Origin of the sequence: Archangium sp. Cb G35, assembly GCF_001896145.1 — a bacterium.
Lineage (GTDB): Bacteria > Myxococcota > Myxococcia > Myxococcales > Myxococcaceae > Archangium > Archangium violaceum.
The window spans coordinates 239340-253568 of record NZ_MPOI01000007.1 but is presented as its reverse complement, the minus strand read 5'-3'; the positions used below and the strand labels follow the sequence as shown (position 1 = coordinate 253568).

Genomic DNA, 14229 nt, shown 5'->3' with positions numbered 1-14229 from the left:
ATGACGGTGGGGAGCGTCACGGCTGCCGCGGTGGAGGTGCTTTCGGAGCGTTGTCCTCCCCGTTCTCCTGGAGCTGGGCCTGTGTCTGGGGCCGGTTGTCCTGCTCGAAGAGCGAGCGCAGCTCCTCCCGGAACTGCTGCGACGTCTGGATGAGCTTCTCCTCGTCCTGGTACACCGCGTATTGCTTCTGGAGCAGTTCCTGATCGTACTTGCGGAAACGCTCGATGATGTGCCGGGCCCGTCCCTCGTCGAAGCCGAGCCCCTGGAGCACGAAGAAGGCCATCTCCAGGCTCGACAGCAGCGTCTCCCGGTTGAGGAGCTTCACGCCCTCGTCCATCAGCCGGTAGGCATGCGCGCGGTTGCGGGCCCGGGCATAGACGGGGAGCTGCGGAAAGTTGGCGCGCACGAGCTGGGCCGTGCGCACCGAGGCGTCCGGGTCGTCGATGGCCAGCACCAGGAGCTTCGCCTTGCCCGCTCCCGCGGCGCGCAGCAGATCCAGCCGCGAGGCGTCCCCGTAGTAGATTTTATTGCCGTAGCGGCGCAGGAAGTCGACCTGCTCGGGGCTCACCTCCAGCGCGGTGAAGCCGATGTCCAGCATGTTGAGCACGCGTCCGATGATCTGCCCGTACCGGCCAAAGCCGGCGATGATCACCGGCTGCTGTTCCGCGTCCTCCAGGTGGTCATACTCCGCGGGCACGGCCCGCCGCAGCTGGCGCTCGACCACGCGGTCATGCAGCGTCAGCAGCAGCGGCGTGGCGGCCATGGAGAGGGACACCACCACCACGAGTTGCTCGGTGAGCTCGCGGTCCAGCACCCCGGCGGAGGCGGCGGCCCCGAAGAGCACGAAGCCGAACTCGCCGCCCTGGGCGAGCGCCAGCGACATGATGCGCCGCCCCTGGAGCATCAGCCCCATGGGCCGTCCGAGCCAGAAGAGGACCGCGCCCTTGAGCGCCATCACTCCCACCACGCACGTGGCGATGAGCAGCGGCCGCTGGATGACGAGCCCCAGGTTCATGGACATGCCCACCGCGATGAAGAAGAGCCCGAGCAGCAGGCCCTTGAAGGGCTCGATGTCCGCTTCCAGCTCGTGACGGTACTCGGAGTCCGCGAGCAGCACGCCCGCGAGGAACGTGCCGAGGGCCATGGAGATACCAGCGAAGTTCATCAGGAGCGCCACGCCCACCACCACCAGGAGCGTGGCGGCGGTGAAGAGCTCCTGCAACTGGGTGGAGGCGATGAGCCGGAAGGCGGGGCGCACCAGGAAGCGTCCGCTCAGCACCACCACGGCCAGCACGGCCACCACCTTGAGCACGGACAGGAGGATGCCCTGGCCTCCGCCGCCCGTGTCCCCGGGGCGCTCGGAGAGCAGGGGAATGAGTGCGAGCAGGGGGATGACGGCGAGATCCTGGAACAGGAGGATGGCGAAGCTCTCGCGGCCGTGGCGGGCGGTGAGTTGCTGGCGCTCGCCGAGCAACTGGAGGGCGATGGCCGTCGAGGACAGGGACAGACCGAGCCCGGCGATGAGGGCGGCCTTCATGGACAGGCCGAGCAACATGCCCGCGCCCGTGAGCACCGCGGCGCTGAGCGCCACCTGTGCCAGGCCGAGCCCGAAGACGGAGCGCCGCAACGCCCACAGGCGTGCGGGCTGGAGCTCGAGGCCGACGATGAACAGGAACAGCACGACGCCGAACTCGGCGAAGTGCAGGACGTCCTCGGGCTTCCCGACGAACCCCAGGCCCGAGGGGCCGATGAGGGCGCCCGCGGCCAGGTAGCCGAGGATGGAGCCGAGCCCCAATCGCTTGAAGAGGGGCACCGCGATGACCGCGGCGATGAGGAAGACGGCGACTTCGTTGAGGATGCTCATCCGTGGGACTCCGGGGCCGCAGCCTCGCAGGTCTAGGAGGCTCCATGGGTGAGCGCAAGCGTGTGGAGGTGTCTCCGCTTACGGAGAAATATTCCGCGCGCTGGTGGGCTGGCTGCTGGAGGGCTGATTGCTGGCCGTCAACCAACGTTGGATGAACTCGATCAACGGGTGAAAGGCCTCGGAGGAGATGATCTTCTCGAAGTCGGACTCCGATAGTTTCTTCACCAACTGCTTCGCTCCAAGACCTGACCTGGGCTTCGGCAGCAGCTTGAGGAGCGCAGCCCGAGGACCCAGCGCGGCCCGGGCGATGTCCAGCTCCGAGACCTTCTTTCCGGTGACGCGTTCCAGGAGCCCACGATCGGAGAAAAACACGGCCTCGACCTCGGGCTTGGCTAGCACGACGAGCCACATGTGCTTGCGTGCACTGCTTCCAAACATCGTCTCGAGCTCGGTCTGCTGTTCCATCGTGAGATCGTGATCGATGGTGTCCGCGTCCACGATGAGTGCTGTAGGCCCTTTGCGGTTGGAGAGCAGTGAGTCCACGATTGTCCACGCACGCTGCTTGTTATCCGCGGCACGGACGTGAATCTCGCGAGCACTCTTGCCGAAGCGTCTGGTCAGAAGCGCCTGGATCAGTTCTTGGTCGAACTCGTTCTCCGTGACCACATAGGCTCTCACAGGGGATTTCATGTGTTGTTCTCCAGCACGTCATGCAGGCCGAGACCCTGCTCGACGCTGCGCCTGTACTTCTCGTTCAATCCTTTTCGGAACGCTCGGTGCTTCAGGGCGTGGGCGACCTCATCGCCCGTCCACAGCAGGATCGTCTGTGGAGCGACAAATTTGATGAGCGTGGTGACCGGGCGGGAGAACCCTCCTCGGCTGAAGATCAACCCCACCGTGCTCGACGGCCTGCGAAGCAACTGGTTCCGCATCTTGGCGATGGGAGCGATGTCCACCGTGGCGGCGGTGTCCTTTGCCTCCACGATGCAGGCGAGGCCATCCACGTAGATGGCCCCATCGATCTGCTCCGTCTCTCCGCCAGATTCCGAGAGGGAGACAGTGGAGACGTAGGGCCACTTCACCGTGGCGCCCTCGAGATCGAATGCCCGGAGCACCAGGTACTCGAACGCCTTTCCAGGCTCCCAGCCCTCCGTCCGTCCCTCGATGAGCCGCTCGTGAAAGGCCCTCAGCCGGGCCCAGTTCATGGCCCTGATCCACGACTTGTACGTGTCCTCGTTTCCCACCACGCCCTCCCTCCACCTCGCTCCACGACGTCAACTCCCGCCACCCTACCTCAGCCGTCCGACATGCTCAACCCATGACGTCATGTCCCCGGGGCGACCCGACAGGTGACCCGCCGGGGGCTTTCGCTGCTTGAATGCAGCGGCCACATGACGCAGGCTGTCCGCCGTTCCTCCTTCGACAGGACCTGTCCGCGATGCTGCCCGTACTCCTGGCCGTGCTGCTCTCCCAGGCTCCGACCGCCCCCTCCCGTCAGCAGGGCGTTCCCATCGGCCAGGGCAAGACGCTGCCCACCGTGCGTCTCACCGCTCCCTCTGGCGGTTGGACCGTGGACCGCATGCTGCTCGTCGAGGGCACCGTGAGCGACACCACCATCGACCCGGTGGTCATCTCCATCAACGGCGACCGCTACCTGATGCGCACCTTCAGCGGGCGCTTCAAGCGCAAGTTCCCCGCGGCCAGCGGCAAGAACGTCGTCACCCTCATGGCCACCAACCAGGCCGGCACCGCGCGCGCCCAGGCCACCAGCTACGCGCAGATTCCTCCCGTGCCCCTCAAGGCCATCCTCACCAGCGACACCCAGGGCGTCTACACGGACCTCCACATCTACGAGCCCACCCAGGACAGCATCTCCACCCCCAAGGCGGGCGAGGGGCCGGTGCTCGACCTGAAGAAGATGGGCCACGTCTACTGGGCCGACACCAACAGCCCCAGCGGCGGCACCTTCTACCTCAACGAGCAGGGCGACTCCTTCGACGACCCCGCTTACGGGCCCTACCTCTACGTCCACCGCGCGCCCCCCAAGGGCCTCTACCTCATCGCCACCAACTACTGGCCCAGCGGCGACAAGGCCCACACCGTGGCCACCCTCAACGTCGTCCTCTACGAGGGCACTCCCCAGGAGTCGCGCCGCATGGTGCGCATCCCGCTCGCCACCCCCGGCACCACGCGCGTGCTCGCCTGGATCAACGTGCTCGGCGACGGCAAGGCCGAGGTGTACGTGCCCTCGCAGGACCCCGCTCCCAAGGGCCCCTCGTGGCCTCGCAACCTGGGCGACGCCGTCAAGACGCTCACCAGTGGCGGCGTGGACTCGGAAGGCTGAGGCTCCCGGCTCGCCATGAGTGCGCTGTTCCTGCTCCTGATGCTCCAGGCGGCCACGCCCGCTCCCGCCGAGGCCCTCGAGACGCTGCTGCGGCGCGAGGTGGCCCAGGTGGCGCTCGCCCAGGTGCGCCGCATGGACCCGGCCTGGCACCCGGACCAGCGCGACTGCGCCGGCCTGGTGCGCTTCGCCTTCCGTGGCGCGTACCGGCGCTTCCGCCCCGAGCGGCTCGCCTCGCCCCTGTGGCTCGACGACAAGGGCCGGCCCGGTGACTTCGCCGATGCCGAGACGCTGCTGGCGCGCAGCTTCGTGCCGCTCGGCCGCGACGAGGCCACGCGCGAGTCGCTGCGCACGGGAGACCTCGTGGCCTTCCGTCAGGAGCGCGACGCGGGCCCCATCTTCCACCTGATGCTCGTGGTGCGCCCCGAGGACAAGGCGCACGCTCCCACGCGCATCGTCTATCACCCGGGCGACAAGGGGGCCGCGGTGCGCACCGGCGTCCTCCAGTCGCTCGTCACCGAGGCTCCGCTGGAGTGGCGCCCGGTACCCCAGAACACCGCCTTCCTCGGCTTCTTCCGCTTCAAGGAGTGGATGCGATGAACCCTCCGTCTCCCGCGCCGGGCGCACCGCCCCCGGCTCCCTCCGGGCCTCCCAAGGCCCTTCTCGTGGGCATCGGCGCCGCCGTGCTCGTCGTGGTGGCCGTGGCCGCCTTCTTCATCGGCCGGAGTTCCTCCGGTCCGTCGAAGGGGCCGGATGCCCAGGTTGGCTCCGGTCCCCCGGGTTCGTCCGGCTCCGGCCAGAGCCTGGCCCTGCAGGCCCTGCCTCCCGCTCCCGGCAAGCCGGGGCAGATGGCGGTGCCCACCGAGCCGGTGCGTCCGGCCTTATGGGTGGACGTCTACGCGCCGGGCAAGGTGCGTGAGGCGCTCACGGGCAATGCGTGGGTGAAGGAGCAGCTCCAGAAGCCGCTCGGCAAGGGCTTCGTGGGCGGGTGGGCCCCGTTCCTCGACACCCGCGGCGAGGAGCTGGGGGCCAGCTTCAAGGGCGCCGTGTTCGACGTCATGGCCGGACAGTTCCTGGCCGCCCCGTTCCGCATGGTGTGGTTCTCCGGGGACAACCGCGCGGGCACGCCCGCCATCATCGTTCCCGAGCCGGGCAACACCACCATGGCGGCCTTCGATTCGATGAGCCAGGTGGTGCGCCGCAACGAGCTGACGGCCGCGACGTGTCCGGGCGGGGAGGGGGAGGCGCCCTCGGAGGGCTTCACACTGCAGCGCTGGCTCATCGCCGAGCAGGCGCTGTGGGCCGCGCGCACGGATGACAAGCTGGTGTTCGGCCGGCACCCGGCGGTGGTGCTCCAGGGCCTGTGCGAGGGGCACCTGGATCTCGAGGCGCCCGAGGGCGTGGACATGGAGCTGGGCTTCGCTCCCGAGCCGCTCGGCCGCGAGGCGCAGATGCTCACGCATGTCATGGGCGTGGCCAACGGCATCCGGCTTCAGTTCGCCGTGGATGGCAACCGGCTCGTGGGCCGTGGCATCTCCGGACCCGTGGCGGACGAGCCCCGGCTGGACAGCGCGCCGCTCTCGGACGAGCTGCTGAAGCTCATCCCCGAGGAGACGCCGGTGCTGCTCGCGCTCCAGCTCAAGCTGCCCGAGCAGTTGGACAAGGACTCACTCAAGGCCTTCTGGTCCGGCAAGGGCGCCGCGGTGCCGCTGCGCACGCGTCAGGTGGCGATGGTGTGGACGCCTCGGGGCGATCAGGAGCTGCCCACCGAGGTGGCGCTGTTGTGGGGCCGGCCCGAGGACGCGGCCGCGCTGGGGCAGTTGTTCTCCGGGCCCAACAGGATGGAGTCCGCCACGCTGTGCGGACACCACGTGCTGGCCTCCACGCCGGACGTGCTCGCGCGGCTGCGCAAGGCGTGCGAGGGCCAGGGGCCCAACCTGCTCAACGCGGCGGCGCCGGTGGTGCAGGGGCTGCGCGCGCCGGGCTCGGTGTCCTTCGGCGTCAACACCGGGCGGCTGCTCGGCACGCTGATGGCGGATGGGTACTGGGCGCAGGTCAGGGAGTCGGGTTCGAGCAAGCCGCAACCGCGCGCGGCTCCGCCGGAGATCGAGGCGGCGCGGCGTGATCTGGAGACGCTGCCGTACATGGGTCTGCGCGGCACGGTGGATGGCAACAGGCTGGTTCCGGGAGGGTTTGGGTCATGAGGTGTTCCGCTCGCATCGCGGTGCTGGCCGCGCTGGTGTGCGCTGGCGTGGCGGCGGCCAAGCCGCTCTACATCACCGTTCCCCGTGCCTATGGCAGCAGTGAGCCGGTGGCCGTGGACGTGGCCTTCGAGAACAAGGGGCCCGTGGAGCTGCGGGTGCTCGAGCCCGCGGACACCGACGCCTTCATCCGCGCCCAGGGAGACGTCCGGCGCGCCTGGCAGGTCCCGCCCACCACGGCGAACCCTGGCCAGGCGCTCAGCCGTGGCTACAACGCCGCGCACTCGCCGGGCTCGTTCCTGCTGTTCGCCCTGAACGAGGACTTCCGCAAGTCCGTGGCGCCGGGCCTGCCCGCGCGTCCGCCCCCACCTCCGGGCCGTCCGCTCGCCCTCTTGTCCGAGGGTGCCGCGAAGCTCGTGGGCGTGCCCGCGGGCTTCTCCGTGGTGCGCAGCCAGTGGCTGAACCTGGACCTCGGCGGCTCCGATCGCGAGTTCAGCGTCCCGGGCTTCGATACCTCGTTCTACAGCGGCGGCTTCGAGGAGCGCCGCGTGACGCTCCCGCCGCTGCCGGTGGGCACGTACATCCTCCAGCTCGTCCAGGGCCGCGTGGAGGGGCAGGTGGTGCTCGTCGTCACGGATCTCACCGTGCAGCTCAAGCAGACGGACGGGCAGGTGCTGGTGCGCGTGGCGGGGAGGGACCAGAAGCCTCGCGCCGGTGCGCAGGTGCAGGTGTACCTGTCCTCGGGCAAGGGGCCCGCGGGCACCACGGATGACAAGGGCGAGGTGACGCTGGCCGTGAAGGAGCCGCGCCTCATCGCCACGGCGACGGCGGGTGGGGACACCGCCATCGTGGACACGGATTTCTACTCGTCGCTGGCGGTGGCGCCGGACGTGTTCATCTACAGCGACCGGCCCATCTACAAGCCGGGTGACGAGGTGCGGTTCCGCGGCCTGGTGCGCCAGCCGGACAGCTTCCTCGCGCGCCTCTTCACGCCTCGCCGGCGCGACGTGGCGGTGAAGCTCGTCTCGGCCGAGGGCCGGGAGATCCGGACGAACGCGAAGGTGGACGAGTTCGGCAGCTTCAACGGCACGCTGAAGGTGCCGGCGGATCTGGGCACGGGCGTGTTGCGCGTGATGGCCGAGGTGGACACGCAGCCGCACCAGGGCGAGGCGCGCGTGCAGGACTACGTGAAGCCCACCTTCTACCTGGAGCTGCAGCCGGAGAAGGAGACGGTGGTGCCGGGCGAGACGCTGCGGGCCACGGTGAGGGCGCGGCGGTACGCGGGCGGAGTGCCTCCGGGAACGAAGTACGAGGTGTTCCTCTACCGCTCGCTGCTGGACGCGCCGGCCTGGGTGGATGACGCGGGGATGGGCGGGCAGGGGAGCGCGGTGACGTACGGGAGTGCCTCGTCTTCGGAGGGCCGGCTGAGCGTCCCCGAGCGCCTGTACTCCACGGTGGCCGAGCGCGGCGTGGAGGAGGATCCGTGGGCGAGCGCCGCGGCGTTCGACGCCAACGGTGACGCGCAAATCGAAATCGCGGTGCCCGCGCTCAAGCCGGGCGAGGAGCGGCTGCCGTACCGCTACACGCTCACCGTGCGCGCGCGGGATGATCAGCAGACGTTCGCCAACGCGAGCGCCGCCTTCTTCCTCTCGAAGGTGGAGGTGCTGGGCAGCACGCGCTACTCGGCGGCGGTGGTGAAGAAGGGCGCCGAGGCCACGCTGGGCATCCGCGCCACCACGCTCTCCGGCAAGCCCTACGGCGCCACGCCGGGCGAGGTGGAGTTCGTGCTGCGCAAGGCGGATGGCGGCGAGAAGAGCCTGAGCAAGAAGAGCTTCACCACGGCGGCGGATGGCTCGTACCGCGAGAAGGTCCCCACCTCGGACGCGGGCGCGGTGGTGGCCCGTGTCACGGTGAAGGACAAGGGGGGCGAGGCCTGGACCGGTGAGGACCAGTTGCTCGTCATCGGCGAGGCCTCGGAGCCGGTGGCGCAGGTGCCCAATCTGACGCTGGCGTCGCTCTCGGGCACGCTGGAGCCGGGTGACACGGCGCAGCTCGTGGCGTTGTTGCCGGACAGCTGGGGCCCGGAGGGCTCGGACGAGGGCCCGGTGTGGGTGACGCTCACGGGCTCGGGCGTGTACGGCACACAGTTGGTGCAGCAGAAGGGCCGTACGCTGGTGCATGCCTTCGAGGTGGAGAAGCGCTTCGGCAGCGCGGTGTATGCCTCGGTGGCGTACCCGACGGCCTCGGGCCGCTGGGAGGAGCGCACGGTGGGCTTCCGCGTCATCCCCTCCGAGCGCACGCTCTCCGTCTCGTTGCAGCCCCGGCGCGCCGAGGCCACGCCGCTCACCGAGCAGGTCATCGACGTGCGGGTGACGGACCATGAGGGCCAGGGCGTGGTGGCGCAGCTGTCGGTGGGCGTGGTGGACAAGGCTGTCTACGCCATCCAGAACGAGTTCCGCCCGAAGGTGCTGGACTTCTTCTATCCGGTGGGCCGCAACAACGTGGCCACGTTCTTCTCCGCCGAGTTCCAGGGCTACGGCTACGGCGAGGCCCTGGCGCGGAAGATGGCGGGGCTGCCGGATCATGCCTTCGCCTCCATCAAGCCGCCCACGCGGCAGGCGAAGGATCTGGACCGGGACACGGCGTACTGGAGCCCCACGATCGTCACGGACCGGGACGGACGGGCGACGCTGCGCTTCAAGCTGCCGTCCAACCAGACGCTGTGGGTGGTGACGGGCGTGGCGGCGGACACCTCGGGCCGCTTCGGCGAGTCCACGGCCGAGTTCGCCACGCGCGGCGGGCTCAACCTGTACGCCGCGCTGCCTCAGTTCCTCCGGCAGGGGGATGAGGCCCTCGCATCGGTGCGCCTGTCCGCGGGCGAGCTGTCCAAGGGCAGCCAGTTGCTGGACGTGCGGCTCGCGGCGGCGGGGGTGCTCGAGTCCTCCGAGGCGACGCAGAAGGTGGAGCTGGGCCAGGGCGGAGAGCAGGTGCTGCCCATCACCCTGAAGACGAAGGGCCCGGGCTCGGCCGAGCTGGCGGTGGAAGTGACGGGCGGCAAGGAGCCCTTGCGTGACAGGCGCGCGGTGGCGGTGCGGCCGGCGGTGCTGGAGGAGCCGGTGAAGGTGTCGCAGTGGGGTGGCGGTTCGCTGGCCCTGCCCGCGGCGCAGAGCGCGACGGTGTCCGAGGTGCAGCTGGTGTTGCAGCCGTCGCTGGTGGACGCGGCGCTCTCCAACGTGCGCGAGCTGCTCACGTACCCGTACGGGTGCCTGGAGCAACTGGTGTCCACCACGGTGCCCAACGTGGCGCTGTACCAGACGCTGAAGAAGGCGGGCTCGCTGGAGTCTCTCGACACGGACAGCCAGTCGCTGCTGGCCGAGGCGCGCAGCCGCTCGGTGCAGGGCACGGCCCGCATCCTGGAGATGTCCGTGCGCGGAGGCGGCTTCACCTGGTTCAGCGGCTACAGCACGCCGGATGTGCCCATGACGCTCATCGCCCTGGACGGGCTGGCGTACGCGGTGGAGGGGGGGCTGGTGGACCGGAATGATCCGCGCATCACCGAGAGCATGCGCTGGCTGGAGGCCCAGGAGGGGCTGCCCTTCGAGTGGGACGCCACGCGGGCCTGGGTGCTGGCGCGGCTGGACGGGGAGCGGCAGGCGGCCCGGGTGCGTGCGCTGGTGGAGGCCGCGCAGCCGGGAGACCTGTACCCGTTGGCGCTGGCGGTGCTGGCCGCGGAGAAGTCGGGCGTGATGAAGGAGCCCGCGCTCAAGGGCCGCATCGACGAGCTGGTGGCTCTGAGCAACGAGGGCTTCGTCACACTGGCCAACATGCCCGCGCCGAGCGAGGCGCTGTGGCGCTACCCGCTGCGCCGGGTGGGCCTCACCGCGATCCTCGGGCACGCGGCGTCCTTCGGGAAGATGGACGTGGACAAGGCGCGCCGGCGGCTGCTGGAGGCGCTGACGGAGCCGGGGCTGTCCACCTTCGATCGGAGCACGGCGCTGCTGCATTCGATGTGGCTCATCGAGCGCGACGCGAAGGAGTTCCGCAAGCTGGCGCCGCCGGAGGTGAAGGGAGCGAAGGGCCCGGTGCGCTTCACGCCGCGAGGCATGGGGCTGGTGGCGACGCTGGAGCCGGGGACGCGCACGGTGGACGTGGCGGACTTCGCGGGCGTGGCGACGCTGAGGGCCACGGCGGCCACGCCGCTGGCGGAGGTGAAGCCGGTGGCCGAGGGCATGAGCCTCCAGCGCGCGTACTACGTGCTGCGCGAGGGCGGGCGGGTGAAGCTCGAGCCGGGTGTCAGCGTGAGCCAGGGCGAGGAGGTGTACGTGGAGCTGACGCTGGACGCGCGCGGCGACAACCGGAATCGCTCGGCGTACTACGTGTTGGAGGACGCGGTGCCGGCGGGCTTCGTGCCGCTGGTGGAGGACAAGGAGTTCCGCGGTCCGCCGCACGCGCTGCCGCTGGCTCCCGAAGCCCTCAAGCGCCGTTCGCTGAGCCCCGAGCGGGCCACGTTCTTCTTCGAGGAGCCCACGTGGTGGAGCGACAGTCCGCGCACGGTGGGGTACGTGATGCGGGCGCAGTTCGCGGGCACGTTCTCCGCGCCACCGGCCTTCATCGAGGACATGTACGTGACGAGCATCCGCGGGCGCACGGGAACGGATGTGCTGAAGGTAGCGCCGTCCCAGCGCAGCCCAGGCGACGTGGGGCCCGGCGGGTGGTGAAGCGGTGATGGGGTGGGCCGCCGTGACGGTCGCCATGCTGGCGGCCACCCCCGTCTTCCTCACGAGGGGAGACGTGACGCCCGAGGCGGAGCTGCGCGCCGAGGCCGAATCCACGTGGAAGGCGCTGGAGGCGCGCTACGTGGCCGAGGCCGGGGGCACTCCGAGCCGGGCCCCGGTGAACATCTCCCTGCGCCGGGGCGAGGCGATGTTGCCCTCGCGCAACGGGCAGGGGCGGCCGGGCGTGGTGGAGCTGCGGCAGGGCACGCCCGGAGTGCTGGACGAGCGGTTGCGCGTGGCACTGCGGCACGAGCTGGCGCACCAACTGCTGTGGTGGGCGTGCCCGGCCTCGGCGGAGGACCGGCTGTTCCACGAGGCCTTCGCGCTGGTGGTGAGCGGGGAGCTGGTCGAGTGGCGGGAGGCGCCCTACCAGTCTCTGACGAGTGCTGCGGCGGAGCTGGCGCGTAACCCGGACGTGGACACGCCGCGGGCCCGGCGGGCCCTGGCGCGCGTGCTGAACGAGAGCACGGGCTTTCCGAGAGCCCTGACGCGCCGGCTGAGGCAGTGCCAGGACGGGGCCCGGTGGCTGGTGCCGCTGTCGGTGGACGAGCTGGCTGGGGTGGCGCAGGTGGTGGCTTCCGCCACGGTGGTGCTCAGCCGTCACTCGGGCGAGGTGCTGTTCTCCGAGGGGGACATCCGCACGGCGATGCCGTACGGCTCGACGCTGAAGCCCTTCATGGTGGCCGGGAGCACGGCGCCTCCTCCGGTGCTGTCTCCGCGAGCGGAGGTGCCCGAGTGGGTGTGTGGAGAGCGGCTGCCCGGCAAGGTGGACGCGAAGACGGCGCTGGTGCGCTCGTGCAACGGGTACTTCCTGGACTGGGAGGGGCAGGGGAGCGCGCCGAGGGCCTTCGGTCCATGGGGCGCGGTGCTGACCGCGGTGGGCCTGTCCGGCGAGCCCCTGGACATGGCGGATGCCATCGGACTGCAATCGACGCTGCGCCTCTCGCCGTGGGGGCTGGCCCAGGCGTACCGGCTGTTGGCCGAGGCGCGGCCGGACCTGATGGAGGTGCTCTCGGGCAGCGCCGCACGCGGGACGCTGTCCGAGCTGCCGGCCTCGAAGGACTACGCGGGTGTCGCGGCGAAGACGGGGACGGTGCGGGACGCGGAGAGCCGGCCGAGGCTCGGGTGGATCGTCGCGGTGGACAGGGAGCTGGTGGCGGTGGTGGTGCGGCCGGGGAAGATGCCGCGCGCCTTCGCGGAGGCGGTGCCCGAGGTGCTGGCGAAGGTGCGCAAGAAGCGGAGCGGGCTGGAGGCCGCGCGGGCGCAGGTGCTGGGACTGGTGCAGCCGAGCGCCATCGAGGCCCGGTGCCAGGGCGCGGGTTTCCTCCTGGAGCAGGGCTCGCCGAGAGCCGTCCCCGAGGGCTTCGCGAAGTTGGAGCCGCTCGTGCAGAAGGGCGCGGTGGTGTGCCTCGGGAGCCCATGGCGGGTGCGCTTCCCGGATGCGCCCGCTGGCCGCGATTACGCCGGCATCTTCACGAACTCTCCGCCGCCGCCCTTCAAGCAGCCCGCCGGAGTGCCCACGAGCCCGAATGCCTTCAGGGCTCGGAGGGGCTCGGACTTCCTCTTCCGTACCACCCGGCTGCAATACACGGCGGGGGTGGTGGCGGCGGAGGACGCGTCATTGAAGGGAGAGCCGAGGGTGGCGCTGGCACGCGTGGTGGCGCACAACGAGCGGCATGCCCACAGCCGCCACCCGGGCCGGCCGGTTTGTGACACGACGCACTGCCAGACGTTCCTCGGAACCGTGCGCGTGCAGCCCGAGGAGGAACGCGCGCTCGCGGCACCGCCCCTGCGCTGGCGCGATTGGCTGCCGTTCTCACAAGGAGGCCAGGAACCGTGGAGTGAGACACGCCCGCGCGCGCAGGTGGAATCCCTGCTGGGCCTGGGCGTGACGGCGGTGCGCTTCGCGGACGGACGCGTGCACTACGTGCGCACGAAGCGGGAGGGAGGCGCTGTCTTCGACGCCGCGGAATCGCTGCCGTGCGAACTCTTGCGTTCAGCGCTAAGGCTCCCCGCCTGTCCACGCACCGCCCACTTCGGGGACAGGGAGGTCTCGTTCGAGGGGCGGGGCCAGGGCCACGGTGAGGGGCTCGACGTGGAGGCGGCGAAGGCGAGCGGCCTGGACGCCGGGCGGATCCTCGAGCGCGCCTACGCCAGGTGAGGCAACCCGTTCAAACACGCCACTCACTGGAGGATGTCCGTGGGTTGATGGGCGATGAAGTCCGGGCTCGCTATCCGCGTAAGCATCTCAACTCAACCGTCGCCGCCAAGAACTCTTAAGGAGTTCTAACCACGTTGAATCTCCCTCAGGATGCTTGGACTCGAAATCGTGCATCAGATGGAGAAGACGTTCCTTCTGTTTGCCCGAATCCCTGCTCTGGAAATTCAACGAGGAGGGCAGTGCTCAATTGTAACCATCCTTGATAGTGACATAAAGCCTGCTGACAGGAGACATGGTCAACTCGCAACTGCCGACACCGCCATGCTTAGATATTTGTGCTTTGATTGTGGTCTTCCCGGCAATAACTGTTGAGCGCCAATAGTGGTCGCTACCAACAAAGGGCACGAACATGCCGGGTGGCCAAGTCGTGGTATTGTAAGCTGCCGGCGAGAAAACCACTTGGCCATACGCTTCACGAGTATCAGGAACCCCATTACTTAAAAAGCGAATCCCGCAGGTTGCGTCCCCGCCCGTTGCGATTGCGGTTCCTGTTACAAATATTTCGATTCTTCTCATGACTGAGTCCGGGATGTTGTCGAAAGTCACGCTTAATCCAGGAATATCAATCCACGAACTGGTGCTTGTTGTCTTTATCGGAGCGGATTGGTACCCAGAGTAGCGCTTAAACATCGGCGCGTTAGGACCAGGGTCACCTTTTTCGCCAGCAGGACCCATTGGCCCCGGAGGCCCTTCGGGTCCCCTATCGCCATTTTCGCCAGCAGGACCCATTGGCCCCGGAGGCCCTTCGGGTCCCCTATCGCCATTTTCGCCAGCAGGACCGACCACGCCAGGGTTGCCCTTCGGTCCCACGGGTCCCGGATCTCCCT

At 69.4% G+C, this 14229-nt stretch carries 9 protein-coding genes; 5 read left to right on the top strand and 4 right to left on the bottom strand.

The genetic code is table 11. The annotated features are described in order from the left end of the window. Positions 1-16: 16 nt before the first annotated feature. From BO221_RS22575 to BO221_RS22565, 3 genes are all read right to left on the bottom strand, one after another. Positions 17-1864, bottom strand: coding sequence for a monovalent cation:proton antiporter-2 (CPA2) family protein (locus BO221_RS22575; protein ID WP_073562555.1), 1848 nt, complete (start codon positions 1862-1864; stop codon positions 17-19). A 78-nt stretch (positions 1865-1942) separates the two neighbouring features. Beyond that, complete coding sequence (locus tag BO221_RS22570; RefSeq protein ID WP_073562554.1) at positions 1943-2554, bottom strand: hypothetical protein; 612 nt, start codon at positions 2552-2554, stop codon at positions 1943-1945. Next, entirely contained in the window at positions 2551-3111 is a 561-nt protein-coding gene (locus BO221_RS22565) for a restriction endonuclease (RefSeq protein ID WP_143195615.1), read from the bottom strand. Before BO221_RS22565 ends, BO221_RS22570 begins: the two co-directional genes overlap by 4 nt. A gap of 191 nt (positions 3112-3302) precedes the next feature. Here BO221_RS22565 and BO221_RS22560 point away from each other — a divergent pair, with 191 nt between their 5' ends. The 5 genes from BO221_RS22560 to BO221_RS22540 are packed head-to-tail and all read left to right on the top strand — an operon-like array spanning position 3303 to position 13342. Beyond that, positions 3303-4208 carry a DUF2135 domain-containing protein gene (locus tag BO221_RS22560; protein WP_073562553.1) on the top strand — a complete coding sequence of 302 codons (906 nt, stop codon included), beginning with the start codon at positions 3303-3305 and terminating at the stop codon, positions 4206-4208. A 15-nt stretch (positions 4209-4223) separates the two neighbouring features. Then, positions 4224-4805, top strand: coding sequence for a DUF1175 family protein (locus BO221_RS22555; RefSeq protein ID WP_073562552.1), 582 nt, complete (start codon positions 4224-4226; stop codon positions 4803-4805). After that, a complete protein-coding gene (locus BO221_RS22550; RefSeq protein WP_198956161.1) occupies positions 4802-6409 on the top strand; it encodes a hypothetical protein in 1608 nt (535 codons plus the stop codon). Before BO221_RS22555 ends, BO221_RS22550 begins: the two co-directional genes overlap by 4 nt. Continuing rightward, positions 6406-11124, top strand: a complete 4719-nt coding sequence (locus tag BO221_RS22545) for an MG2 domain-containing protein (protein ID WP_073562550.1) — start codon at positions 6406-6408, stop codon at positions 11122-11124. The genes BO221_RS22550 and BO221_RS22545 overlap by 4 nt, the downstream gene beginning before the upstream one ends. A 7-nt stretch (positions 11125-11131) precedes the next feature. Further along, positions 11132-13342, top strand: coding sequence for a SpoIID/LytB domain-containing protein (locus BO221_RS22540; RefSeq protein WP_073562549.1), 2211 nt, complete (start codon positions 11132-11134; stop codon positions 13340-13342). Between the two features lie 243 nt (positions 13343-13585). Here the strand turns inward: BO221_RS22540 and BO221_RS56305 are convergent, their stop codons facing one another. Next, complete coding sequence (locus BO221_RS56305; protein ID WP_233166209.1) at positions 13586-13948, bottom strand: hypothetical protein; 363 nt, start codon at positions 13946-13948, stop codon at positions 13586-13588. Positions 13949-14229 lie beyond the last annotated feature (281 nt).